This window comes from Neoroseomonas marina, assembly GCF_012927745.1.
Classification (GTDB): Bacteria; Pseudomonadota; Alphaproteobacteria; order Acetobacterales; family Acetobacteraceae; genus Neoroseomonas; species Neoroseomonas marina.
In genome coordinates this window covers 496,271-519,134 of record NZ_JABBKX010000001.1, presented here as the reverse complement: position 1 = coordinate 519,134, position 22,864 = coordinate 496,271, and the positions used below count along the sequence as shown (strand labels likewise).

General features: G+C 69.5%; 24 protein-coding genes. 16 read left to right on the top strand and 8 right to left on the bottom strand.

The window, feature by feature from the left end; genetic code table 11:
- Window positions 1-11: 11 nt before the first annotated feature.
- The 3 genes from leuB to leuC are packed head-to-tail and all read right to left on the bottom strand — an operon-like array spanning window position 12 to window position 3,158.
- Window positions 12-1,118: a 3-isopropylmalate dehydrogenase gene (gene leuB, locus GWK16_RS02495; RefSeq protein ID WP_170052381.1), complete on the bottom strand. Its 1,107-nt coding sequence runs from the start codon at window positions 1,116-1,118 to the stop codon at window positions 12-14.
- Window positions 1,115-1,741 (bottom strand): 3-isopropylmalate dehydratase small subunit, encoded by a 627-nt coding sequence (leuD, locus tag GWK16_RS02490; protein ID WP_170052380.1) that lies wholly within the window; start codon window positions 1,739-1,741, stop codon window positions 1,115-1,117. The genes leuB and leuD overlap by 4 nt, the downstream gene beginning before the upstream one ends.
- 13 nt (window positions 1,742-1,754) lie before the next feature.
- Window positions 1,755-3,158: a 3-isopropylmalate dehydratase large subunit gene (gene leuC / locus GWK16_RS02485; protein WP_170052379.1), complete on the bottom strand. Its 1,404-nt coding sequence runs from the start codon at window positions 3,156-3,158 to the stop codon at window positions 1,755-1,757.
- Window positions 3,159-3,280: 122 nt separating this feature from the next.
- On the opposite strand from leuC, the gene GWK16_RS02480 reads away from it, so the two are divergent.
- The gene (locus tag GWK16_RS02480; RefSeq protein WP_170052378.1) at window positions 3,281-4,249 is read left to right on the top strand and encodes a Bug family tripartite tricarboxylate transporter substrate binding protein; all 969 of its coding nucleotides are present in this window, start codon (window positions 3,281-3,283) and stop codon (window positions 4,247-4,249) included.
- An 84-nt stretch (window positions 4,250-4,333) separates the two neighbouring features.
- On the opposite strand, the gene GWK16_RS02475 is transcribed toward GWK16_RS02480, so the two are convergent.
- Genes GWK16_RS02475 through GWK16_RS02460 form a run of 4 tightly spaced genes read right to left on the bottom strand, consistent with a single transcriptional unit; the run spans window position 4,334 to window position 7,849 of the window.
- Complete coding sequence (locus GWK16_RS02475) at window positions 4,334-5,296, bottom strand: isocitrate lyase/PEP mutase family protein (RefSeq protein ID WP_170052377.1); 963 nt, start codon at window positions 5,294-5,296, stop codon at window positions 4,334-4,336.
- A gap of 48 nt (window positions 5,297-5,344) precedes the next feature.
- Window positions 5,345-5,782, bottom strand: coding sequence for a TadE/TadG family type IV pilus assembly protein (locus GWK16_RS02470; RefSeq protein ID WP_170052376.1), 438 nt, complete (start codon window positions 5,780-5,782; stop codon window positions 5,345-5,347).
- Window positions 5,772-6,296 (bottom strand): TadE/TadG family type IV pilus assembly protein, encoded by a 525-nt coding sequence (locus GWK16_RS02465; protein ID WP_170052375.1) that lies wholly within the window; start codon window positions 6,294-6,296, stop codon window positions 5,772-5,774. The genes GWK16_RS02470 and GWK16_RS02465 overlap by 11 nt, the downstream gene beginning before the upstream one ends.
- Entirely contained in the window at window positions 6,293-7,849 is a 1,557-nt protein-coding gene (locus GWK16_RS02460) for a pilus assembly protein TadG-related protein (protein ID WP_170052374.1), read from the bottom strand. The genes GWK16_RS02465 and GWK16_RS02460 overlap by 4 nt, the downstream gene beginning before the upstream one ends.
- A 449-nt stretch (window positions 7,850-8,298) precedes the next feature.
- Here GWK16_RS02460 and GWK16_RS02455 point away from each other — a divergent pair, with 449 nt between their 5' ends.
- From GWK16_RS02455 to GWK16_RS02400, 12 genes are all read left to right on the top strand, one after another.
- Window positions 8,299-8,514: a Flp family type IVb pilin gene (locus tag GWK16_RS02455; RefSeq protein ID WP_170052373.1), complete on the top strand. Its 216-nt coding sequence runs from the start codon at window positions 8,299-8,301 to the stop codon at window positions 8,512-8,514.
- 196 nt (window positions 8,515-8,710) lie between these two features.
- A complete protein-coding gene (locus GWK16_RS02450; protein WP_170052372.1) occupies window positions 8,711-8,962 on the top strand; it encodes a hypothetical protein in 252 nt (83 codons plus the stop codon).
- A gap of 29 nt (window positions 8,963-8,991) precedes the next feature.
- On the top strand, window positions 8,992-9,504 hold the full coding sequence (locus tag GWK16_RS02445; protein WP_338144378.1) for an A24 family peptidase: 513 nt from the start codon (window positions 8,992-8,994) through the stop codon (window positions 9,502-9,504).
- Between the two features lie 3 nt (window positions 9,505-9,507).
- Window positions 9,508-10,368 (top strand): Flp pilus assembly protein CpaB, encoded by an 861-nt coding sequence (gene cpaB / locus GWK16_RS02440; RefSeq protein ID WP_170052370.1) that lies wholly within the window; start codon window positions 9,508-9,510, stop codon window positions 10,366-10,368.
- A gap of 143 nt (window positions 10,369-10,511) precedes the next feature.
- Window positions 10,512-12,536 carry a pilus assembly protein N-terminal domain-containing protein gene (locus tag GWK16_RS02435; RefSeq protein WP_211187032.1) on the top strand — a complete coding sequence of 675 codons (2,025 nt, stop codon included), beginning with the start codon at window positions 10,512-10,514 and terminating at the stop codon, window positions 12,534-12,536.
- A 5-nt stretch (window positions 12,537-12,541) separates the two neighbouring features.
- Entirely contained in the window at window positions 12,542-12,886 is a 345-nt protein-coding gene (locus GWK16_RS02430; protein WP_170052368.1) for a hypothetical protein, read from the top strand.
- On the top strand, window positions 12,876-14,111 hold the full coding sequence (locus GWK16_RS02425; RefSeq protein ID WP_170052367.1) for a P-loop NTPase: 1,236 nt from the start codon (window positions 12,876-12,878) through the stop codon (window positions 14,109-14,111). Before GWK16_RS02430 ends, GWK16_RS02425 begins: the two co-directional genes overlap by 11 nt.
- Window positions 14,111-15,478 (top strand): CpaF family protein, encoded by a 1,368-nt coding sequence (locus GWK16_RS02420; protein WP_170052366.1) that lies wholly within the window; start codon window positions 14,111-14,113, stop codon window positions 15,476-15,478. The genes GWK16_RS02425 and GWK16_RS02420 overlap by 1 nt, the downstream gene beginning before the upstream one ends.
- A gap of 1 nt (window position 15,479) precedes the next feature.
- Entirely contained in the window at window positions 15,480-16,436 is a 957-nt protein-coding gene (locus GWK16_RS02415; RefSeq protein WP_170052365.1) for a type II secretion system F family protein, read from the top strand.
- Window positions 16,436-17,398, top strand: a complete 963-nt coding sequence (locus tag GWK16_RS02410) for a type II secretion system F family protein (RefSeq protein ID WP_170052364.1) — start codon at window positions 16,436-16,438, stop codon at window positions 17,396-17,398. Before GWK16_RS02415 ends, GWK16_RS02410 begins: the two co-directional genes overlap by 1 nt.
- Window positions 17,395-18,159, top strand: a complete 765-nt coding sequence (locus GWK16_RS02405) for a tetratricopeptide repeat protein (RefSeq protein ID WP_170052363.1) — start codon at window positions 17,395-17,397, stop codon at window positions 18,157-18,159. Before GWK16_RS02410 ends, GWK16_RS02405 begins: the two co-directional genes overlap by 4 nt.
- A gap of 11 nt (window positions 18,160-18,170) precedes the next feature.
- The gene (locus GWK16_RS02400; RefSeq protein ID WP_170052362.1) at window positions 18,171-19,373 is read left to right on the top strand and encodes a glycosyltransferase family 87 protein; all 1,203 of its coding nucleotides are present in this window, start codon (window positions 18,171-18,173) and stop codon (window positions 19,371-19,373) included.
- On the opposite strand, the gene GWK16_RS02395 is transcribed toward GWK16_RS02400, so the two are convergent.
- Window positions 19,333-19,935, bottom strand: a complete 603-nt coding sequence (locus GWK16_RS02395; RefSeq protein ID WP_338144377.1) for a transglycosylase SLT domain-containing protein — start codon at window positions 19,933-19,935, stop codon at window positions 19,333-19,335. The two genes, GWK16_RS02400 and GWK16_RS02395, sit on opposite strands and share 41 nt — an antisense overlap.
- Before the next feature lie 483 nt (window positions 19,936-20,418).
- Here GWK16_RS02395 and GWK16_RS02390 point away from each other — a divergent pair, with 483 nt between their 5' ends.
- From GWK16_RS02390 to GWK16_RS02380, 3 genes are all read left to right on the top strand, one after another.
- Window positions 20,419-21,390, top strand: coding sequence for a Bug family tripartite tricarboxylate transporter substrate binding protein (locus GWK16_RS02390; protein WP_170052360.1), 972 nt, complete (start codon window positions 20,419-20,421; stop codon window positions 21,388-21,390).
- A 138-nt stretch (window positions 21,391-21,528) separates the two neighbouring features.
- Window positions 21,529-21,873, top strand: coding sequence for a hypothetical protein (locus tag GWK16_RS02385; protein ID WP_170052359.1), 345 nt, complete (start codon window positions 21,529-21,531; stop codon window positions 21,871-21,873).
- 73 nt (window positions 21,874-21,946) lie between these two features.
- Window positions 21,947-22,726 carry an SDR family NAD(P)-dependent oxidoreductase gene (locus GWK16_RS02380; RefSeq protein ID WP_170052358.1) on the top strand — a complete coding sequence of 260 codons (780 nt, stop codon included), beginning with the start codon at window positions 21,947-21,949 and terminating at the stop codon, window positions 22,724-22,726.
- Window positions 22,727-22,864: the final 138 nt, after the last annotated feature.

The window sequence follows — 22,864 nt, the reverse complement described above, 5'->3', positions numbered from 1 at the left end:
TCGGCGCGGGATCAGCCCTGCGCCGCATCCAGTGCGGCGATCACCGCGTCGGCCATGCCGCGGGTCGACAGGACGGCCTCGCCCGGCAGCGCGATGTCCGCCGTGCGCGCGCCGGCAGCGAGGGCGGCTTCCACGGCGGTCTCGAGCCGATCGGCCTCCGCCGGTGCCTGGGCCGTCCACCGCAGCAGCAGGGCCGCCGACAGGATGGCGCCGAGCGGATTGGCAATCCCCTTGCCGGCGATGTCGGGTGCCGAACCGTGGATCGGTTCATACAGCGCGCGTCGCCGGCCGTTCGCGTCCGGCGCCGACAGCGCCGCGGATGGCAGCATCCCGAGGCTGCCGTTGATCGCCCCGGCGCAGTCCGACAACAGGTCGCCGAACAGGTTGTCCGTCACGATCACGTCGAAACGCGTCGGCGCACGGCCGAGCTGCAGCGCGCAATTGTCCGCCAACATGTGTTCGAGCGTGACGTCGGGGAATTCCGCGGCGTGGATGGCCGTCACGACCTCCCGCCACAGCGCGCCGGCTTCCATCACATTGGCCTTGTCGACCGAGGTGAGGTGGTTGCGCCGCGTGCGCGCGAGGCCGAGCGCGAAGCGCGCGACGCGGGCGATCTCGGCTTCCGTGTAGGTATGCGTGTTGACGCCGCGGCGCGTGCCGTCCGCCTGCGTCTCGATGCCCCGCGGCGTGCCGAAGTACATCCCGGCGGTGAGCTCGCGCACGAAGATCAGGTCCGCACCGGCAACGGTGCGCGTCTTGAAGGGAGAGGATTCGGCCAACGCCGGCCAGGCGCGCACCGGCCGCAGGTTCGCGAAGACGTCGAGCCCCTTGCGCATGCGCAGCAGCGATCCCTTGCGCCGCTCCTCCGCCGGGATCTGCTTCTGGTCGAGGCTGCCGACCGCGCCGAACAGCAGCGCGTCGGCGGCCATGATCGCCTCCCACGTCGCATCGGGCATGGTGGTGCCCTGCGTGGCCCAGGAGGCCGAGCCGAACAGGTGGCGCGTCATGCGCAGCGGCACGCCGCGCTTCGCGACGAACCAGTCGAGGACGCGCACCGCTTCGTCGGTCACTTCCGGCCCGACGCCATCGCCGGGCAGGACAACGATGTCCAGGGTCATCGCTCGACACTCTCCCAGGCCCAGGGTCGCGCCGTGCGGTCGGCGGCATACCAGGCGTTGATGCGGTCCTGCAGGCGCAGGGTCAGCGCGATGTCGTCGAGGCCCTCGAGCAGCGCATCGCGCTTGCGGGCGTCGACGGTGAACGGGATCTCGTGCCCGTCCGGCGTGACGACGACCTGGCGGGCGAGGTCCACCCGGGTGTGGCGGGCGCCTTGCGCGGCTTCCGTCTCGGTCGCGATCTGCCGGATCGTCTCCTCCGGCAGGGCGATCGGCAGCATCCCGTTCTGGAAGCAGTTGTTGAAGAAGATGTCGCCGAAGGACGGCGCGAGCACGGCCCGGAACCCCATGCCCATCAGCGCCCAGACCGCGCCTTCGCGGGAGGATCCGCAGCCGAAGTTCGGCCCCGCGAGCAGGATCGGGCTGTCGCGATACTGCGGGCGGTTCAGCACGAAGTCCGGATTGTCCGATCCGTCCTTGTTGTAGCGCAGCCGTTCGAAGGCGTAGGGGCCGAGGCCGCTGCGCCCGGTGCCGACCAGGCGCTGGATCGGGATGATGACGTCCGTGTCCACATTCGCGCTGAGCATCGGCGCGGCGGGGCCGGAGACGGTGGTGAACTTCTCCATCGGTCGCGCCCCCTTACGCCGCGAACTGCCGGACATCGGCGATGGCGCCCGCCACCGCCGCCGCCGCCGCCATGGCCGGGGAGGCGAGATGCGTCCGCGCCCCCGTTCCCTGCCGGCCGACGAAGTTGCGGTTCGAGGTCGAGACGCAGCGCGCCCCCGGCGGCACCGCTTCCCCGTTCGCCGCGACGCAAAGCGCGCAGCCCGGCTCGCGCCATTCGAAGCCGGCCTCGCGGAAGGCCATGTGCAGGCCCTCGGCCTCGGCTTCGTGCTTCACGCGCTCGGACCCCGGCACCACCCAGGCGGTGACATGTGGGGCAACCTTGCGGCCACGCAGCACGGCGGCGGCGGCGCGCAGGTCCTCGATGCGCGAATTCGTGCAGGACCCGATGAACACCCAGTCGACCTTGGTGCCGGCGATCTGCTGCCCCGGCGTCAGGCCCATATAGGTGAGCGCGGCCTCCCAGGCGGTGCGCTTCTCGGGGCTCGGGGCCTCGGCGGGATCGGGCACGCGGCCGGTGACGGGCAGCACCTGCTCGGGGCTGGTGCCCCAGGTGATCTGCGGGGCGATCTCCCGCATGTCGATCAGCAGGTCGCGGTCGAAACTCGCGCCCTCATCCGTCGGCAGCGCGCGCCAGGCCTCCACCGCCGCGTCCCAGGCCGCGCCCTTCGGCGCGAAGTCGCGTCCGGCGAGCCACTCAAAGGTCGTCGCGTCGGGCGCGACCATGCCGATCTTGGCCCCCATCTCGATCGACAGGTTGCATAGCGTCAGCCGTCCTTCGACCGACAAGGCGCGTACCGCCGACCCGGCATATTCCACCGCATGGCCGGTGCCGGCGGCCGCGCCGAAACGGCCGATCGCGGCCAGGATCATGTCCTTGGGCGTGACGCCCGCCGGGGCCGTGCCTTCGAAGCGGATACGCATGCGCCTGGGTTTTTTCTGCGGCAATGTCTGCGTGGCGAGCACATGCCGCAGTTCCGAGGCACCGATGCCGAAGGCGAGCGAGCCGACGCCGCCATTGGTGCAGGTGTGGCTGTCGCCGCAGACCAGCGTCGTGCCCGGCAGCACGATGCCGAGCTCCGGCCCCATCACATGCACGATGCCGTTGCCGTCCTGGCCGAGGTCGAACAGCCGCACCCCCGTCTCGGCCGCGCGCTGGCGCAGGCCCGCCAGCAGCCGCGCGCCGGTCGGGAAGGTCTCGGAGGTCCGGCCTGGCGCCGAGGACACCGCATGGTCCGGCGTCGCGAAGACGAGGTCGGGACGCGCGACCTTGTAGCCGGCCTCGCCCACTTCCTGCAGGGCCCGTCCGCCAGAGAGGTCGTGCACCAGCACACGGTCGCAGTAGAGCAGCGACCACCCGCCGCCGAGATCCGCCACCACATGCGGGTCCCAGATCTTGTCGAACATCGTCGCGGGCATCGCCGCCTTCCTCCCGAGCCTTGACGTCGGCGTGAAAGCGTAGCGAGCCTTCACGCACCGTGGCGGCATCACGCCGCGCGCAACGGGTGCGGTCAAGCGCCTGCGGGAAGGGAAGAACGCCTATGGATCGCATCACCCGGCGCGCGGCGCTGCTGTTGGGAAGCCTCGCCACACCAGGGCTTGCACGCGCACAGGGCAGCACATGGCCCGATCGTCCCGTCCGCTTCGTCGTGCCCTACAGCGCCGGCGGCGTCGCCGACACCATCGCGCGCATCATGCAGGCACGGGTCGCCGAACATCTCGGCCAGCCCTTCGTGATCGAGAACCGCACCGGCGCCTCGGGTGCCATCGCGGCGGCGGCCGTCGCGCAGGCCCCGGCGGACGGCCACACCCTGCTGTTCGAAGGCGCGACCTTCGCCACCCTGCCGGAGGTCCGCCGCGACCTGCCATTCGACTACGCCGCCGCCTTCATCCCCGTCGTGCAGGTGACGACCCAGCCCTACATCATCGGCATCCGCGCGGGGTTCCCCGCGACCGATCTCGCCGGCTTCGTCGCCGAGGCGAAGCGCCGCCCCGGGGAGGTCACCTACGGCACGCCGGGCGTCGCCCATATCGGGCATTTCATGGGGGAGGCGCTGCAGCTCGCCGCCGGCATCCGGCTCGAGCACGTGCCCTTCCGCGGCGGGGCCGATGTTGCGCGCGAACTCGCGGCCGGGCGGATCGATGCCGGGATCATCTCCTACTCCAGCCTCCGCCCCGCGGTGGAACGCGGGGCGACGCTGATCGCGAGCACGGCGGGCCAGCGCCAGGCTTCGCTGCCGCAGATCCCGGTCATCGGGGAGACCTTCCCCGGATACGACATGTCGTCCTGGACCGGCGTCTTCGCGCCGGCCGGCACGCCGCCAGCGGCGATGCAGCGCTTCGGCGCGGCCGTCCGCGCGGCGCTGGCGGATGCGGATGTGCGGCGGCGGCTCGAGGCGGCCGGGGCCGATGCCGTGGAATCGGATCCTGTCGCCTTCGCGGACGTCATCCGGAGGGATCGGGAGACGGCCCGCAGGATCGTTCAGGCGACAGGGCTGCGCGTGGGCTAGGGGTTGCGGACCCCCTCCAGCATTCCCTGGAACCCAGCGACCAGAAAAGGGAGGGGGATCGGGGGAGGTTCTCCTCCCCCGACCTCACTCGGCCGCCTTCGGCGCGTATCCGAGCCCGCCCTCGTACTTCCGCGCCGCTTCCTCCGGCAGGAACTCCGCCTCCATTTCGCGGATCCGGTCGAAGCCGGAGAACGCGTGCAGGTTGCCTTTCGGGTGCGCCTTGAACTTCGCGTCGTAGGCGGCCTCGGCCATCGGACCGTCCGTCTTGAGCGCCATGGCGAAGTCGTGGATCGCCATGATCGCCGCGCGCATCGCCGCGCCTGGCAGGATGCAGACGCGGATGCCGAGGGCGGCCATCTCCTCGGCCGACAGGCGCGGGGAGATGCCGGTCATGTTGTAGAAGACCGGGCCCTTCACCTCGCGGCCGATGCGGGCGACTTCCTCGACGTCCTTGGGGCCCTCGACGAAGGCCAGGTCCGCACCGGCCTCGAGGAAGGCGTTGGCCCGCGCGATCGCCTCGTCGAGCGACCCGCCATGGGCGCCGCGGGCGTCGGTGCGGGCAATGATGACGAAGTCCGGGTCGAGCGCATCGCGCGTGCGGGCGGCGGCGCGGACCTTCAGGACGGCCTCGTCGCGGGCGATCACCTCGCGGCCCGCGACGTGGCCGCAGCGCTTGGGCGCGACCTGGTCCTCGAGGTGCAGGCCGGCGACGCCGCCGCGGATGTATTCCTCGACGGTGCGGACGACGTTGATGGCGTTGCCGAAGCCGGTGTCGGCGTCGGCGATGAGGGGAACGCGGACGGCCGAGGCGATCAGCTTCGCGTTCAGCGCCATCTCGGTCAGCGTCGTCAGCCCGGCATCGGGCAGGCCGAGCAGGTTCAGCGAGGTGCCGTAGCCCGACATGTAGAGAGCGGGGAACCCGGCATCCTCGAGGATGCGGGCCGACATGGCGTTGAAGCAGCCCGGGACGATCAGCGGACGGTGCGCGTCGATCAGGGCGCGCAGGCGGGTGGTCGGGCGGGCAGGGGCCCCCTGGCCGAGACGCATGGATGTTCCTCCTTCGGCATTGGCTGGAAGGAAGGTGCGCCCGTTCGCCTACAACTGGAAGGTGATGGTCGACGAATCCTGGAAGCGGGTCGGCATGAACTGGAAGGTGTTGAACAGCAGCCGGAGTTGCACGTCCACGTTGACCGCGACCGTGACGGTGACGATGCCGCCCGAGACCGTCTGGGTGCGCGTGACGCAGTTGCCCGAACTCGTGCCGGCGAGTCCGCCGATCGCGCCGCCCCGGTTCGTGGCCTGGACGATCTGCGCGCAGGTGGCCGTCCGGGTGCCCGCCGTATCCCACCACATGTTCACGATGCCGTAGCGTTCGGCGTCGGCCACGAAGTTCCGCAGCCCCTGCATCGCCATGTAGTAGCGACCGAGGTCGATCGATGCGAGGAGCACGATGAAGAAGATCGCGCCGACGAGCGCGAACTCGAGGGCCGAGGCGCCGCGACGGCAGCGGAGCGGGTGGCGCTTAGCGGACACGGATCTCGACATTCCCACGCAGGGTCCTCACTGGGACGATCGACAGCGGACTGTAGTTGCGGGTCGCGGTGATGGACGCGAACTGCTGATGATCCGCGCAGGGCGGGGCGTCCGCGCTGCAATCGAAGGCATAGTTCGTGCCGACCGCATTCCCGTTCTGCGGGCACTGGCACCAGGCCACATAGGTCACGCAGACGCCATTGCCGGCGCCATTGGTGCAACTGGGGGCTGCTGACCAGCCCGAGAGCTTGGCGAAGACCGCATCCCGCACGAGCCGGGCGTTCGATCCGGTCGTGAAGTTCGTGTCGGCGGCGTTGTACTGCGTATCGCCCGTATGCGTGAAGGCGACCTGGGCGCCGGCGCGGGCTGCGGCCTCCAGCCGGATGGATTGCTGCAGGGCGGCGCCATAATCGGCGACGCCCAGCATGATGAAGGTCAGGACCGGCAGGGTCAGCGCGAATTCGAGGGCCGAGATGCCGCGGTCGCGGCGCCGGAGGATCTTCGGCAGCTTCACAGCACGAACCTCACATACCGCGTCCGGGCAACGCGCGTCCCGTTCGACTCACAGGCGTCGATATTCGCGCCGGAATTGCCCGAGAAGGTGATCTCCGCGGCCACCACGGCGATGCAGTTGCCCGCCGTCGTCTGGTTCATGCCGGTCATGCCGACGAGACGCACCTCCGCGGTCGGAGAATAGACCGCGCCGAAGAGCGTGCTGGTCGAGTTGCCGGTGATGATCATGGTGTCGTTCGCGGAGTTGCTGACCCGCGCGAGGTCGTCGCGATAGATCACGGTGCCCATGAAGTCGGCGGGATTGGCGTTCGTCGCCGTCCCTGGCGCGATCAGCGTGAAGTTGCCACCCGTGATCTGAAGATTGCCGACGCTGTTGGAGTTGCTGCCGGTGAAGACGAGGGTGACGCCGGCGCCGCCAGGGGTGCAGCCGTCGCATGTGATGGTGCCGTTGCTCATCGACAGGGACGCATTGTTGAAGAAATAGGTTCCGGGTTTCAGAACGAGCGTCTGGCCGCTGAGCGAGATGTTCGTGCATGTTGCTACGTAGGAGGTATTGGTAATGTTGAAAGTCCGGGTCGAGTTGCCGTTTCCGGTGCGATAGGTAATGCTTTGCGACTGAGCCCCAATTGTGTTGTAGGCGGCAAGATAGATCGTGGAGGCTTGGCTCTGGCTGCTTACAAAGGTATTATTCGAATCGACGTAAAGGGGATCGACACAAGGGTAGTTATTGTTGCCATTGCCGAAGGTCGGCATGGTCCAAGCGTCGAGAGCGGAGTAGGGATTCGGCGTCTGCGTGGCGCCGGACGTGTACCCGCCCGGGACGTTGCCACTCGGAACGTCCTCGCAATTGTAGCACTGCCCGGAGGCGCGCAGCGCGGCGGCCGTAACACTGTTCACCGCGGAACCCTGCACGTTGATCGACTTCGATCCCTCCATGTTGGAGGCGATGATGCAGTTGGGCGCGTTGACCGTGGTGCTGCCCGCGATGTTGGTGCGTCCCTGGACCTGGCTCGATGTCGTGGCCGGCGGGATGGAGAGCGTGCAGGCCGGACCGCCGACTTCGAGCGCCGCGATGGCGCCGCCCCAGGCGATCGGAGCCGTGCGGCTGATCAGCTGCGTCAGGCCAATGCGCTGAACCTGGTTGATGTCGACACGGACGGCATTGGCGCTCGACCCGCTGGGCGCCGGGCTCGTGAAGGTGCTGTTCTGCCAGAGGCCGGTCTGGACGACGACGCGCGTATCGCCCGCATTGGCCAACGCGCCGGTGTCGGTGAAGCCGTTGCGTGTGGCGACCTGGGTCGCCGCGGCGGTCGCGGCGGTCGCGTCGGTCAAGGACAGGCGGACCAGTCCGGCATAGGCCGCGGCATCCGCGGCATCCTGGGCGTTCCGCCGGGTGTTCAGCCAGACGCCTGCCTCGGTCGCGAGTGCGCCCATTCCCAGAAGGACCGTGGCACCGATGGCAAAGGCCGCACCCATGGCGCCGCGATTGCCGAGGCGTCTCGGTGCGGGCTTGGCGCGGCCGCGCATCGGACCGGACATCGATGTGTTCGACATGGCGCGAACCTTTCGCATCGCCGGGACAAGGGGGCATGCGGCCCGGCTACGTCATCTTTCGTTTACCATACCATAGGCCGCTGTGACGCCCGCGTGAGATTCCGCGCGCGCTGCGGACACCGAGACATGCGGCAAGCCGCCATCGATAATACGTTGATCGAACCAGATTTTGAGATGGTCACAAGTTGCGGCGCAGGCATCCACGTGACTGATATCACGAAAAATTGAGTTCGCACATGCGAGAATTGTCGGACAATTCTCAGAAAATGATAACGAAAATCGATTTTTCGTCATTGACGTTCGGTTAACCACTATGCTCAGTTGCATCCGACGCGGTTGTCTGCCCCTGGGCTGATCCGCTTCTCGCTCTCTCCGTTACAACCTTGGCGAGCGGTTAGGAGGGGCGATGAAATCGGGCTCGTTTTTGAAATGAAACGAAGGGGATCGACATGATTCGCAAGTTCCTGGCTTCGCTCCGCGGCGCCGCTTCCGACCGCAAGGGCGTGACGGCTGCCGAGTACGCCATCCTCGCGGTGGCCGTTGTGATCATCGTCGGCATTGCCGCGACGCAGTTCGGCAACGCGCTGAAGTCCGCGTTCTCCAACATCGGCACGCAGATCAGCACGCAGCAGTCTGCGGTCAGCAGCAGCGTCTCCGGGCGTTGACGCGGAGCGCGTCCGGGCCGGGACCGGGCGCGTCAAGTCTCGCGGAAACGGCGGGCGCGAAGGCTCCCGCCGTTTCGTCGCTTTAATGGCTTTCGTTTAATTACCTTGAACTGCGGGGCCGTTGCAGTCCCATTATTAAGTCGAAATCGCCGGCGAGGAGCGCGTTGAGCCGATGGCCAAGTCTTCAGACAATCTGATGGCGTGGCGCTTGGATGCCGCCAAGCTCACCCAGCTCGCGGTCCCGTTGCGGCGGGCTCTGCGCCATGTGGTGGATCGCCGCGGCGTAACGGCCTCGGAGTACGCGATCCTGGCCGTCGCGGTCGTCATCGTCGTGGGGATCGCTGCGACCCAGTTGCTGGACCCGACCCGTGGCGCCTACGTCTATCTGGCGAATGTCCTAGGGCAGACGCAGAACGACGTATATTCGGGCGTCAGCGGCACGCGGTAGACGCGTGGCCAGCCCGGGATGATGGCCTCGTGACCACCGCATCAACCCTTTTCCTGATCGCAGCCTTGCCGCTACTGGCCATAGCCGCGGCGCGGGACGTGGCGACGCGGCTGATCCCCGACGGGATCTCGATCGCCATCGCGGTCATGGGCCTCGTCACCCGCGGCGTCGTGGGGTGGTCCGAGGCATTGGTCTCCCTGGGCGTGGCTGCCGGCCTGTTCCTCCTCCTCCTGTTGCTTGCGATGCGCGGCGCACTCGGCGGTGGCGACGTCAAGCTGATGGCGGCCATGGCAACCGGTCTGGCGCCGGCAGACACCTGGTCCTTCATCGTCGCGACCGTCATGGCCGGCGGCATTCTGGGCCTGGCCTATCTGTTTGCACGCCACCTTGTTCCCGAAGCGAGCCTCGCGCCAGGCGGGGCGCTGCTGCGCCGCGTCATGGCCGTCGAGGCGCGCCGGATCCGCCGGCGTGGCCCCCTGCCTTACGCCGTGGCGATTGCTGCCGGCGGCATGTTCCTCCTTTTCTCCCTGTCGAGGGCCTGACCCATGTTCCTGCGGCTTCTCGTCGTCCTCTCGCTCCTGCTGAGTGCGACCGGTCTCGCTATCATCGGCATGCAACTGATGCGGCCCGGCACGGACGGGCAGCAGGTCGCGCGGGTCGAAGCGCCCCCGGCTGTCGCCCCGGTGCCGAAGGTCCGGATGCTCGTGGCGGCGCGGCCCCTGTCGATCGGCACCTTGCTGAAGGACGACGATTTCCAGGAGCGCGAAGTCACGGTCGATCAGGTACCGGAGGGAGGCTTCACCCAGGGTGCTGAATCGCGCACCGAACTTCGTGGCGCTTTGCTGCGGCGCTTCATCGATGCCAACCAGCCGGTCATCACGACCGATGTCCTGCGTCCGCGGGACCGTGGCTTCCTCGCCGCCGTGCTCCGTCCGGGCACCCGTGCAATCTCGATCGGTGTCGACGTGGTCACCGGCGCCTCCGGCCTGATCTGGCCGGGTGACGAAGTGGACCTGATCCTGACCCAGAACCTGCAGGGTGGGAACGACCAGCCGGGCCGCCGCGTGGTGGGTGAGACCATCCTGTCGGCGGTGCGCGTCATCGCCGTGGATCAGCAGATCAGCCACAGCGGCGCCGATACCACCGCCGGCCGCGTGGTCGCGCGCACTGTGACCCTCGAGGTTACCCCCGAGCAGGCGGAACGGGTCGCCGTGGCGATGCAGCTGGGCCGGATCTCGCTCGTCGTCCGGTCGATCGAGGGTGTTCCCGAGGCGACCGGCCCAAGACCCTCGCTTGTGTTCGGTTCCGATGTATCCTCCGCATTGACGGGACCGCAGGCACCGGCGCCGACCACGCGGATGCGCGTGATCCAGGGCGGGACCCAGCAGGAGGTGACGTTTCGATGAGCCTGACGAGATCCGCCGCCCCGGGCCCGTCGACAGCACGTGCGGCGTGGCGAACTGCGGCTTTCGCGCTTCTCGCCTCGGTTTCGCTGCTGGTCCTGGCGCCGGCCGAGGTGCCCGCCCAGTCGGCGGAAAGCACGGTCGCAGTGGCGGGTCCCCAGGTCGGCGTGCGGGTCGGCAATCACCCCGGCTATGGCCGGGTCGTGTTCGATTGGCCCACCCAGACGCCCTACCACGCCGAATCGACGGGCGATGGGCTGACCATCCGATTCGCGAATCCGGGCCGGGTCGCCGTCGGAGGCGTCGGCATGTACCCTCGCAACGTCACCGGCCTGAGCGCCGAGGGCGAGGCCATTCGGATCGAGGCGCGGCCGGGCGTCCGGTTCCGCCACTTCCATCACGGCCCGAAGCTGGTGGTCGACATCCTGGATCCGGCGGCGACACAGGCCGTGGCGACGCCGACCTCCGAGAGCATCCTCGCCGACCTGTCCGCTGCGACGCGCCTGCCGGCGCCGGCGACACGGGCCGAGCCTGGCACGACCGTGCTGGCCAGCGCCGCACCGACGATCATCCAGGCTCCGGCGGCGGCGGTCCGCGAGCCGGCGGCGATCCCGATCGCCGACGTGGCCCTGCCTTCGGCACCGACGGTGGTGCAGATGGCGCAGGCCAGCCCGCAAGGCGCTGTCCGGAGCTCGATTCCCGCCGTGGCGCCGCTGCCGCGAACCGGCTTGCCGCTGGTGCAGCAGGCGCAGGCTCAGCCGGCCCAGGTCCCGATGCCGGGCGCGACGCCCGTGCCTGGTGCGACGCTGACGCGGCCGATCGTCCTTGAGCAAGGGTCGGGCCGCCTGGTCGAACTGCCGTCGGCGGCGGTGACCGTCCTCGTCGCCGACCCCCGGATCGCCCGGGTCCAGCCGGCCTCGCCGACCAGCCTGTTCGTGATGGGCGTGAATGCCGGCCGGACGAACCTGATCGCCACGCGCGAAGACGGTTCGCTCGTCGCGGAGTTCGACATCACGGTGCAAGCAAGCGCCACGGGCGCCGCACAGGCGGCGCCGGCCGTGGCCGCCGCTCCGGCGGTCTCCGCCGGGCAGGTTCAGAGCATGATCCGCCGCATGGTGCGCGGCGGTCAGAACGTCCAGGTGCAGATGGTCGGCCGCGGCGCCATCGGCCTGTCCGGCATGGTTCCCACCGCCGCCGATGCCCAGCGTGCCGAGGCGATCGCGAAGGCCATGGGCGGCGAGGGGCGCGAGGTGATCAACAACCTCACCCTGCTGTCCGGCATTCAGGTCAATCTGCGGGTCCGCGTGGCGGAGATTTCGCGGGAAGTCACCCGCGATCTCGGCTTCAACTGGCTCGGCACCTTCAATGACGGCACTTGGCGTGTCGGCATGCGCACCGGCGCAGGCGTGGTCGGGTCGGTGCTGAACGCGCTGCAGAATGCGGGGACGACCGGCGGCGGCCTGATCGGCCTTGGCTTCCAGAGCGGCAACTTCGATATCAACGGTATCATCGACGCGCTCGCCCAGGACCGGCTGGTGACGATCCTCGCCGAGCCGAACCTGACCGCCCAGTCGGGTGAGGTGGCGTCCTTCCTCGCCGGCGGCGAATTCCCGGTCCCGGTCGCGGCGTCGAACAACAGCAACGCCCTGACGGTCGATTACAAGCAGTACGGCGTGAGTCTCGCCTTCATCCCGACCGTGCTCTCGCCCGAGCGCCTCAACATGCGGGTGCGGCCCGAAGTGAGCGAACTGTCCAACGCCAATGCGGTGACGTTCCCGGTCGCGGGCGGCACGGTGACGATTCCCGGCCTGACCGTGCGCCGCGCCGAGACCACGATCGAGGTCGGCAGCGGACAGAGCTTCGCGATCGCCGGGCTACTGAGCCGCAACATGGCCTACAACAATTCGGGGATCGCTGGTCTCGGCGAGATTCCTATCCTCGGGGCCCTGTTCCGCTCGGATCAGTTCCGGCGCAACGAAACGGAACTGGTGATCATCATCACCCCGTACCTGGTGCGGCCGGTGTCGGATCCGCAGGCGCTCGCGACCCCGCTGGACACCTTCCGCCCCGCGACCGACCTCGAGCGGATCCTCCTGCGGCGTCAGACCGGGTCCGGCGGGCCGTACCGGCAGATCAGGCCGCCCGCGGCCGCCGGCTTCATCGTGGAGTGACGCAGATGTCGATGCGAGCTGGCCCGATCCTGGTGCTGACCCTCCTCACGGCCTCCTGCGCCCCCGACACCTATTTCCCGCCGAATGACTTCGATCGGGCGGGGACGTGGCAGGCCCAGGGGATCAATGACCGGAACCTGCGCGCCATGGTTGCCGATCCCGCGCATCTGCAGCAGGGCGTCGGCGCCGCGACGGATCGCGGCCTGCAGGGTGCAGCCGCCGTGAACCAGCTGGAGCAGGGCCGGATTCCGCGTCTGCCTGCCGGCCTGACGTCCTCAGTTGGGGGCGGTGGTGGCGGCGGTGGTGCGGGTGGGGTGTCCAGTTCCGGGGGCGGTGGCGGTGCGCGCTGATCGCATCCTGCCCCGCGAAGTGCCGGACGCCGCCCGTGGCGGCGCGATCATGTCGGCCGACCGCCCAGCGCTGGTCGTCTTCGTCGCCGACGAGGCGAGCGAAGCCGCGATTCGTGGCGGCCTCGGCGACGTGATCGGGGCGCAGATGCGCCGTGGGACGGTCCGGACCGCCGTGAAGGTCCTCGAGAAGGAGACGACGCCCCGGGTGCTCATCGTCGACATCAGCGGTGTCGACGATCCATTCGCCGCGCTGGACGACCTCGCGGGGGTCTGTACGCCCGACGTCCGTGTCCTCGTCGTCGGCGAGCGCACCGAGATCGGCTTCTACCGGGACATCACGCGCAACGTCGGCGTCCATGAGTATCTGCACAAGCCGCTGACCCGCGACAACGTCGCGCGACTGTTCGCCCCGCATGTCCAGGGCGGCGGCGACGGCGGGCATGACCGCGGCGGCCAGATCACCGCGGTCTGCGGCGCCCACGGCGGCGTGGGCGCCACCACTATCGCCGTCAATCTCGCGCTCGAGCTGGAGGAGGTGACGCGTAGCCATGTCGCGCTGCTCGACCTCCATCTGCGCGGCGGGGCGGCCGCCATGATGCTCGGGGCCCGCGTCACCTCGGGCCTGCGGGTCGCGCTCGAGGAACCTGAGCGCGTCGACTCTCTGTTCCTCGACCGCGTGGCCGTGCCGATCAGCGAGCGTGTGCGGCTGATCGCGGCTGAGGAACCCATGGAGGCGGACGTCAAGCCGACCGAGGAAGGCGTTCGCCGCATCCTGGACATGCTGCGGCAGCGCTTCAACCACGTCGTCGTCGACGTGCCGATGCCGCCCGGACCCATGGAACGTGCGGTGCTGCAGCGCGCGCGCCACGTCGTCCTCGTGATGGGACCCGAAGTCGCGAGCATCCGCGACACGGTTTCGATGCGGAAGCTGGTGACGGCGACGGGCTCGCCCGGTCGTGTCATCACGGTGCTGAACGGCCTCGGCCGACGGGGCTATCTGCCGATCAAGCTCGTGGCGGAAGGCATTGGTGGCCCGCCGGAGGTCGTCATTCCCGACCTGCCGCGCCAGTTGCCGCGCGCGGCCAATCTCGGGCGCCCGGCGCTGAAGGACAGCCCGCCCCTGCGGCGGGCGCTCGCGCAACTGACGCAGGAGATCGCGGCGGTCCGAACCAGCACCGGCCAGCGGTCCTTCCTCGCCCGGCTCTTTGGACGCGGAGGCAACTGATGCGACCCTTCGGGCGCCGCTCGGAAGGCAACAACGCGCTTCCGGTTCCGCTGAACACCGATATGGAGATGCGCTCGGTCAACGTCTCCGCGAGCGACATTGCGCTCTCGGAGAGTGCCGAGCTCGCCCGGCTGCGGACGCTCGTCCTCGAACGCATCGACCCTGTCGTCGCCGGCGAACTGCCAGCCGCCGCCCTGCGCCAGCAGCTCGACGCGCTGGTTCATGAGCTTGCCAGCCGCGAACGCATGGAGATCTCCGCGCGGGACCAGTCCCGCATCGCGGAGGAGATCGCCCGCGACATGGTGGGCTACGGCCCGCTGGAGCCGCTGCTCGCGGACGACACCATCAACGACATCATGGTGAACGGCCCGGAGAACGTCTTCGTCGAAGTCCGCGGCAAGCTGATCCGCACCAATGTCCGCTTCCGCAGCTCCGCGCAGGTCGCCGCCATCGCGCAGAAGATCGCGGCCACCGTCGGCCGGCGCGTCGATGAATCGAGTCCGCTCTGCGATGCGCGCCTGCTCGACGGCTCCCGCGTCAACATCGTCTTCCCGCCGCTTGCGCTCGATGGCCCCTGCATCTCGATCCGCAAGTTCGCCAAGAAGCGCTACGACCTGGGTTCGCTCTGCGCCAACGGGTCTATGTCGCCGGCGGTCCAGCGGATCCTGGAGATCGCATCGCGTTGCCGGCTCAACGTCGTCATCTCGGGCGGCACGGGCTCGGGCAAGACGACCATGCTCAACGCCATGAGCCGGCTGATCGACCACGGCGAACGCGTCGTGACCATCGAGGACGCGGCGGAACTGCAGCTGCAGCAACCGCATGTCGTCCGCCTCGAGACGCGCCACGCCAACCTCGAGGGACGCGGCGAGATCACCGCCCGCGACCTGGTCCGCAATGCCCTGCGCATGCGTCCCGACCGGATCATCGTTGGCGAGGTGCGCGGCGCCGAAGCGTTCGACATGCTTCAGGCGATGAACACCGGCCATGACGGGTCGTTCTGTACCGTCCACGCCAACTCCTCGCGCGATGCGCTGACCCGTATCGAGAACATGGTGATGATGGGCCAGTCGACGCTGCCCTCGCGCGCCATTCGCACGCAGATCGCCGCCGCGGTCGACGTGATCGTGCAGATCGAGCGCATGCGCGACGGCGGACGCCGCGTGTCGCAGGTCTCCGAGATCTGCGGCCTCGAAGGCGACGTCATCACGATGAACGACATCTTCACCTTCCAGTACGAAGGCGAGAACGCCGACGGGCGCCTGCGCGGCTCCTGGGTCTCGCCAGGCATGCGGCCTGCCTTCGTCGAGCGCCTGTCCTATTTCGGCATGCTCGATCCCTGGATGCGCGCCCTCCAGGACGCCTGACATGGATCGCGGCATCCTTCTCCTGGTCGGGGCGCTCCTGACGGGCGCGCTCGTGACCGGGCTCCTGTCCTACGTGAAGGCCGGACAGGCGCGCCGGCTGAAGGAGCGCATCGCCGCGGCCGGCGCGCAGGTGCGGGTCGTGGAGGCCTCGGACCTCCCGAGTATCCGGCTCAAGACTGCCGACAACCTGCCCTTCGTCGACCGGGTGCTGCGCTTCCTCCGCTTCAACCCGGACATGCCGCAGGAACAGGTGGTTCCCTGGCCCGTGGTGGTGGTTCTGGGGGCCGTCGCCGGGACGGTCGTCGGTTTCTATGGCAGCCAGTTGCTCTCGCCCGCCCTGGCCCTGCCCCTGGGTCTCGGCGCGAGCATCATCGCGATCCGGGGCGTCTTCACCTGGCAGCACAACCGGTACGTGGACCAGGTGTTCCAGCAGATTCCCGATGCGATCGGGCTGATGGTGCGTGCCGTCCGCGCCGGCCTGCCTGTCGGCGAAGCGATGCGTAGCGTGGCGACGGAACTGTCCTCGCCCCTGAGGGACGAGTTCGCCCGCATGCTGGGCGATGTCGCCATCGGCCGGCCGGTCGACCAGGCCATGATGAAGCTCTACGCGCGGACGGGCCTCACCGAGTTCTCGTTCCTTGCGGTGACGCTGGGCATGCAGGCGCAGACCGGCGGCAATCTGGCCGAGACCCTCGACAACCTCGCCGACACCGTCCGCAAGCGTGTGGCGCTGAGCAAGCGGGCCCGCGCCCTCGCGGCCGAAGCCCGCATGCAGGCCAGCATCCTCATGGCCCTGCCGCTCGTCGCGGTTCTGGCGATGGCCAATATCCAGCCCTTCTACATGGACAACATGTTCGGCACGCCTGGCGGCCGGAAGATGGCGACGGTCGGTATCGGCCTGGCTGTCTTCGGCTTCTTCGTGATCCGCTGGATGATCAAGAAGGCGGGTTCCGACTGATGAACGTCGCCGGCTTCGAACTCGACACCGGCGTCATGGCGGTCATCGTCGTGGTGGCCTCCGTCGTTCTCGCGATTTCGGCCGCCATCGTGCTGGCCCGCGGCGCGGAGGAGAAGGATCTCACGAACCGCCTCCGCGGCGTGACGCGGCCGCAGGGGGCGCCCGAGGATCCGTCCCTGACCGGCGGCGGCGCCGTCGCACCGATCCGCCGGCTTGGCGAGGCGCTGCGCAACACCACCCTGGTGTCCCCCAAGGATATCGAGGAGTTCCAGCTTTCCATCGCGGCTGCCGGGTTGAATGCGCGCGCCGCCATCCCCGTCTTCATCGGCGTCAAGGCGGTGCTGCTGATCGGGCTGCCGCTGCTCGGCGTCCTCTACGCCTACCTGAACGGGATGGACGGCGCGAAGATGGCGATCGCCGCGCTGATCGGCATCTTCTTCGCGATCTTCGGTCCCAACCTCTTCCTCACCTATCTCAAGCGGAAGCACCAGGAAGCCCTCCGGAAGGGCCTGCCGGACGCACTCGACCTCCTCGTCGTCACGGCCGAGGCCGGACTGGGCATCGAAACGGCGCTCGACCGGGTGGCGCGGGAGATGGAGAACAGCAACCGCCCGCTCGCCATCTCATTCCTGGTGCTTGTCCAGGAACTGCGCATGCTGCCCGATCGCCGGCAGGCGCTCGAACGCTTTGCGCAGCGCACGGACTTCGAGGGGTTCCGGCGCCTCGCGGGCACGCTGGCCCAGACCCTGAAATACGGTACGCCGCTTGCCCAGGCGCTGCGCGTGCTGGCGGCCGAGATGCGCAACGACCGCATGATCCGCATCGAGGAAAAGGCGATCCGACTCCCCGCGCTGCTCGTCATCCCGCTCATTTTGTTTATCATGCCCGCGGTCTTCATCGCGCTGGTCGGCCCTTCGGTGATCGAGCTCGGGAAAGGCCTCTTTCAGGGTATTCAGCAATGATCCGCTCCCTGGCCGCCCGGGTCTGCATTGGCGCCGCCGCCGTCACCCTCGCGGCCTGCGCTTCCGACGAGATCCGCAGCCCGGACGCCGGGACGCGCATGCGCGTGGCCGCCGCGGCCGAGGCGAACGGTCAGAACGACATCGCCCTGTCCATGTATGGCGCTGCGGCCGCCCGGGATCCCGACAACGCCGAGGCGCAGGCGCGCTTCGCGATGGCGCTGCTCCGGACGGGCAATCGCCCGCAGGCGGAGCGAGTTCTGGCCGCGGCCATGGAGCGCCGGCCGGGCGACCGCCGATTGGGCCTGCTGCTCGGCCGGCTGCGCCTGCAGAACGGCGCCGCCGGCGAGGCCCTGTCCCTGTTCGACCGCGTCCTCGCGTCCGATTCGCGCAATGTGGAGGCGCTCGACGGGCGGGGCGTCGCGCTCGATTTGATGGGGCGTCATCCGGAAGCGCAGGAATCCTATCGCCGGGCCCAGGCGATCGCGCCGGACTCCATCTCGGTCGCCAACAACCTCGGCCTGTCCCTGTTGCTCGACGGCCGGCCCGACGAGGCGCGCGCCGTGCTGGAGCCACTGGCCCGGCGTTCCGACGCGCCGCAGCGGGTCACCGCGAACTACGCCATTTCGCTGGCCGCCACGGGCGACGAGGCAGCGGCGCGGGCTGTCCTGGGTGAGGGGAGCGGGGACCTCCGCGCCCTGGCCGACGTGTTGCGCGTGAACCGCCAGGTCATCGAGGTCACGCCGACGGGCGGCCGGAGCTGACCTCACGGACGATGGGCCGCGCGCGCGCGGTAGTCGCGTCCGGCTCCATCGTCGTCTGCGCGATCATCTGCGTGCTTTACGCGCTGATGCTGCTGTCGCTGACGGCGCTGGCCGACCGACCCGCCCGCGCGGACTTCATGGCCTTCTACGAGGCCGGACGCCTGGCTCTCGCCGGCCAGGCCGAGGCCGCCTACCGATGGGACGTCATGCAGCCGTTCCAGGCGGCCTTGGCCGGTATCCCGCCGGAGGAGCTTGTCGACTTCCTCGGTTGGGTGAATCCCCCGCACTTCTTCTTTGCCATCATGCCGTTCTCGCTGCTGCCGTTCGGCTGGGCATGGTTCGCATGGGTCATGGCCTGCGCCGGTCTCTTCGCCTGGTCGATGCGCGCCGTGATTCCCGAGGCCGCAGGGTGTGCCGCGATCGTTGCCCTCTGCACCCCCGCGCTCTTCACCTGCGCGCTGGTGGGCCAGAACGGGATCCTGACGGCCGCCCTGATGGCCTGGACCTATGCCTTGATGGATCGCCGACCGGCGCTGTCGGGTGTCGCCCTTGGCCTGCTGACCTACAAGCCGCAATTCGGGCTGATCGCGCCCGTCCTCCTGCTCGCCACGCGACGCTGGACCGTGTTCGTCGTCGCGGGGCTGACGGCGATCGCCGCGATAGGCTTGGCACTGGTGCTGCTCGGACCGGGGAGCTTCGTCGGCTTCCTCGAGAACATCGGGAGCAACAATGAGCGCTACCTCGCGGCGGCGGACCATGGGACACGCAGGATCCAGTCCGTCTACGCCATCGCCCTGACGGCGACAGGTCGGCCCGACGTCGCCTGGGCGATCCACGGCGTCTTTGCGCTCGGCGTGGCCGCCTTCGTTCTCCGGCTCTGGCTCCGTCGCCCCGAAGGCCCGCAGGAGGCCCGCGCGGCGGCGGCGATCGGGGCATCATTCCTCATGACCCCGTTCACCTGGATCTATGACGCCCCGTCACTGGCCGTCGCCGGCGTATTCCTGTGGCGCGCCGGGCTGCGGCACGGGTTTCTCGCTGGCGAGAGGCTGCTGATCATCCTCGCCTGCACAGTCACGCAGGTGACGTCCTTCACCGGTCCCTATTCGGCGATCGTGCCCTCGGCATGGCTTGTCCTGCTCGGCCTCGCCTGGCGGCGCGACCGAACCTGGCGGCTCAGCCAGGCGCCGACCGGGACGTCGTCCGCAGGCACATGATCCGCGGACGCGCGGGTTGCTGCGCGCGCCCCTGAAGACGCAGCTCCACGTTCGGCACCGCAACCACCGGCCGCAGCGACGGCGCCTGGGCGCCAATGAGCAGGACCGCCCCCCGGCCCGACGCGCAGAGGCCCGCCATCGCGGGGCCGGGAAGGGGGATGACACCCGGTGCCGGACCGGGCACGAAGCCTTGGCCGCTCATCGCCGCCATCACGCGCTGATGGTAGATCAGGCCGCGCTCGGGCGTCGCCGAGTGGTAGCGCGCGGTGGCCTGCGCCCAGTCCCCGGTCTGGGCGTAGAGCGACTTCAGGTAGCGTACCGCATAGGCGACGTTGGTCGTCGGCTCGAAGCCGGCATCGACGCTCGGGAAGGCATCCGGGTGGTGCAGCAGGTTGATCTGCATGCAGCCGATGTCGATCGAGCGCGTGCCGGCCGCGAGCCGCGACTGCACTTCGGCCACGGCTTCCGCCCGGCTGCCCATGTAGCGGCCTTCGCCGGCTGCGTTGAACGACCAGGGCCACGGCTGGACACCGCCGGTCGGCGTGCGCCGGCCGGTTTCCACCCGCGCGATGGCGCCGAGAAGGCCGGGCGGGAGACCTGATCCTGCTTCGGCCGCCGAAATCGCGCGGGCGCAGGCGTCCCAAGGATCATCCGAAGGCGGGCGCGCCGCGGGCGCGGTCGCGGAGGCCGTCTGCGCCCGGCCCCGGGCGGCCGGCGCCGTCCGCGCCTGCGCAGCCGCTTCGGTTCGCTGGGGCGCATTCGCCTCCGCGGGGACCGGGGTCGCGGCAAGAACGGGAAGCAGCAGGCCGAGCAGCCTCAGGGATGGGCGGGGGACCGGCAGCATGGGCGCGGTCATGGACTGCCGGGCCGTGCCGGGTCAAGCATCACACGCCCCGTGGACCTCACCGGCTCCGCGAGTCGTGATCTCCGGATGGTTCGAAATCGACGCCGAAGGCCGTCCGGCGGGCCCGGAGGCGCTGGTGGACAAGGCCTCGCGCGATTGCGAGGGTGCCGCCCAACGAACCATTCTGGAGGACGCACGTTCATGGCCTCGTTCCTTCCCCGGCGGGCCCTGCTGGCCGCCCCGCTGCTTGCCCCCGCCGTCCTGCGCGCGCAGGGCGCGTGGAAGCCGAGCCGCCCCGTCACCATGATCGTGCCCTTCGCGGCGGGGTCCGGCACCGATACCGTTGCTCGCATGCTGGGTGCCCTGTTGGAGCAGGATTGGGGCATTCAGGTGGTGATCGACAATCGCCCGGGGGCCAACGGGGCGATCGCTGCGGTGACCACGGCGCGCGCCGCCCATGACGGCCACACCGTCATGATCACGACCAACAGCCCGCATGGCGCGACGCCGGCGCTCATGAAGCGGCCGACCTACGACGCGGTCGCCGATTTCAGCCCGCTGAGCCGGATGGGCACCTACATCTTCGTCTTCGCGGTGAACGACCAAGTTCCGGTCCGCTCGATGCAGGACTTCCTGGCCATGGCGAAGGCCCAGCCGGGCCAGCTGACCTGCGCGTCGGGCAACACCACCGGCGTGGTCGGCGCGGCCATGCTGAACCGCATCGGCGGCATCGATGTCACCCACGTCCCCTACCGGTCCAGCCCGCCGGCCATGACGGACGTGATCGCGGGGCGCATCACCTCGATGTTCGCCGACGTCGCCTCCTCCCGCGCCTTCCTGCAGGAGGGCAAGCTCAGGCCGCTCGGCATCACCTCGGCCCAGCGGACGCCGCTCTTCCCCGATTGGCCGGCGCTGTCCGAGGTCGGGCTACCGGGGTTCGAGATGTTGTCCTGGATGGGGGCGGTCGGCCCGGCGCGCATGCCCGAGGAGGTCGTCGGCGCCTGGAACGCGGCCATCCGCAAGGTCTGGGACCGGCCGGAAACCGTCCGCCGGCTTGGCGATGTGGGCATCGAGAAGGTCACCTCCACCGCGGCCGAGTTCGGCGCCTTCATCCGCCAGCAGATCGCCTTCTGGGGCGAACAGGCCCGCGCTGCCGGAATCGAGCCGGAATAATGCCCCCTTGCGGCCACATGCGCCGGCCACATGTCCAACATCGCGACCTGCCGCTTGTGCATTGCAGCAAACGCCCCCAAGTGCATCCGACGCGCGCTGCGGGGGAGGCCGCGCGCAACGCCCACAAAGGGGACCCCGATGACCGACGCCAGCCGCACCCAGACCGCCGCCCTGAACCGGACCCTGTCCGCGCTCGCGGACGGTTCCCTGAACGACCGCCTCCGGCTCGAGGAGGCGGCCCGGATCATCGTGGCCGCGCGCCGCGCCGCGGCCCTGGCCGCCGGCGGCGCGATCACGCTGCCGTCCGTGGCGAACCCGGCTGTGCAGGCCGTGACCGAGATTGCCCGGCACTGGGACGAGACCGCCGTGACTGCGGTCGAGTACGCCGAGACCCTGCCCGTCGCCGCGCTCGAGCGGCTGCTGCGATCCGCGCCGGCCTGGGCGGCGGCCTTCGTGGCCGCGCCGCGGCGTCTCGCGGCCTGACGGCAAGGGCGCCGGGTGTCCACCCGGCGCTTCCGGGCTATACCCGCCACTCGGTTCGAACGAGGCGAGTGACATGGCGGGCAGCACGGCAACGCGCAGCAGGACGAGCAACGGGCCACGCCGCGTCCTTCTGCTGACCGGCGCTTCGCGCGGCATCGGCCATGCGACGGTCAAGCGCTTCTCGGCCGCGGGATGGCGGGTCATCACCGTCTCCCGCCAGCCCTTCCCGGAGCAATGCCCCTGGGAGATGGGCCCCGAGGACCATATCCAGCTCGATCTGACGGATCCCGCCGCGACCGAGGAGGCCGTGGCCGAGATCACCAAGCGGCTCGAGCCCGACGACGGCCGCCTCGATGCCCTCGTGAACAACGCCGCCATCTCGCCGAAGGGGCCGGGTGGGGCGCGCCTCGGCTCGCTCGAGATGGATCTCGAAGGCTGGCTCAAGGTCTTCCGCGTCAACTTCTTCGCCCCCGTGCTGCTCGCGCGCGGCCTGGTCGGGCCGCTGCAGAAGGCCAAGGGCTCGGTGGTGAACGTCACCTCGATCGCCGGCAGCCGGGTGCATCCCTTCGCGGGCGTGGCCTATTCCACCTCCAAGTCTGCGCTGGCCGGGCTGACGCGCGAGATGGCCTCCGACTTCGCCCCGCTCGGCATCCGCGTGAACGCGATCTCCCCCGGCGAGATCGACACCTCGATCCTGTCCCCCGGCACCGAGAAGATCGTGCGGGAACAGATCCCGATGCGCCGCCTCGGCCGGCCGGAGGAGGTCGCGCAGGCGATCTACTTCCTCTGCACCGAGGCCTCCTCCTACGTGAACGGCGCCGAGCTCCACATCAACGGCGGGCAGCATGTTTAGTTGGCCTCAGGCGCCGGCGCGCGCATCCGCGCGCTTGGCTTGCGCGCCGTGGACTGTCGCTTAGGCGGCTGAGGTTGGTCTGGGCGCGGTCGCGCTGTGCGCTCCCGGATCGAGGCCGTGCCTCGATCCGAAGTGTTT

Coding starts and splice junctions, on each gene's coding strand:
- leuB (WP_170052381.1), bottom strand. CDS start 1,118: ATGACCCTGGACATCGTTGTCCTGCCCGGCGATGGCGTCGGGCCGGAA.
- leuD (WP_170052380.1), bottom strand. CDS start 1,741: ATGGAGAAGTTCACCACCGTCTCCGGCCCCGCCGCGCCGATGCTCAGC.
- leuC (WP_170052379.1), bottom strand. CDS start 3,158: ATGCCCGCGACGATGTTCGACAAGATCTGGGACCCGCATGTGGTGGCG.
- GWK16_RS02480 (WP_170052378.1), top strand. CDS start 3,281: ATGGATCGCATCACCCGGCGCGCGGCGCTGCTGTTGGGAAGCCTCGCC.
- GWK16_RS02475 (WP_170052377.1), bottom strand. CDS start 5,296: ATGCGTCTCGGCCAGGGGGCCCCTGCCCGCCCGACCACCCGCCTGCGC.
- GWK16_RS02460 (WP_170052374.1), bottom strand. CDS start 7,849: ATGTCGAACACATCGATGTCCGGTCCGATGCGCGGCCGCGCCAAGCCC.
- GWK16_RS02455 (WP_170052373.1), top strand. CDS start 8,299: ATGATTCGCAAGTTCCTGGCTTCGCTCCGCGGCGCCGCTTCCGACCGC.
- GWK16_RS02450 (WP_170052372.1), top strand. CDS start 8,711: ATGGCGTGGCGCTTGGATGCCGCCAAGCTCACCCAGCTCGCGGTCCCG.
- cpaB (WP_170052370.1), top strand. CDS start 9,508: ATGTTCCTGCGGCTTCTCGTCGTCCTCTCGCTCCTGCTGAGTGCGACC.
- GWK16_RS02430 (WP_170052368.1), top strand. CDS start 12,542: ATGTCGATGCGAGCTGGCCCGATCCTGGTGCTGACCCTCCTCACGGCC.
- GWK16_RS02420 (WP_170052366.1), top strand. CDS start 14,111: ATGCGACCCTTCGGGCGCCGCTCGGAAGGCAACAACGCGCTTCCGGTT.
- GWK16_RS02415 (WP_170052365.1), top strand. CDS start 15,480: ATGGATCGCGGCATCCTTCTCCTGGTCGGGGCGCTCCTGACGGGCGCG.
- GWK16_RS02410 (WP_170052364.1), top strand. CDS start 16,436: ATGAACGTCGCCGGCTTCGAACTCGACACCGGCGTCATGGCGGTCATC.
- GWK16_RS02405 (WP_170052363.1), top strand. CDS start 17,395: ATGATCCGCTCCCTGGCCGCCCGGGTCTGCATTGGCGCCGCCGCCGTC.
- GWK16_RS02400 (WP_170052362.1), top strand. CDS start 18,171: ATGGGCCGCGCGCGCGCGGTAGTCGCGTCCGGCTCCATCGTCGTCTGC.
- GWK16_RS02390 (WP_170052360.1), top strand. CDS start 20,419: ATGGCCTCGTTCCTTCCCCGGCGGGCCCTGCTGGCCGCCCCGCTGCTT.
- GWK16_RS02385 (WP_170052359.1), top strand. CDS start 21,529: ATGACCGACGCCAGCCGCACCCAGACCGCCGCCCTGAACCGGACCCTG.
- GWK16_RS02380 (WP_170052358.1), top strand. CDS start 21,947: ATGGCGGGCAGCACGGCAACGCGCAGCAGGACGAGCAACGGGCCACGC.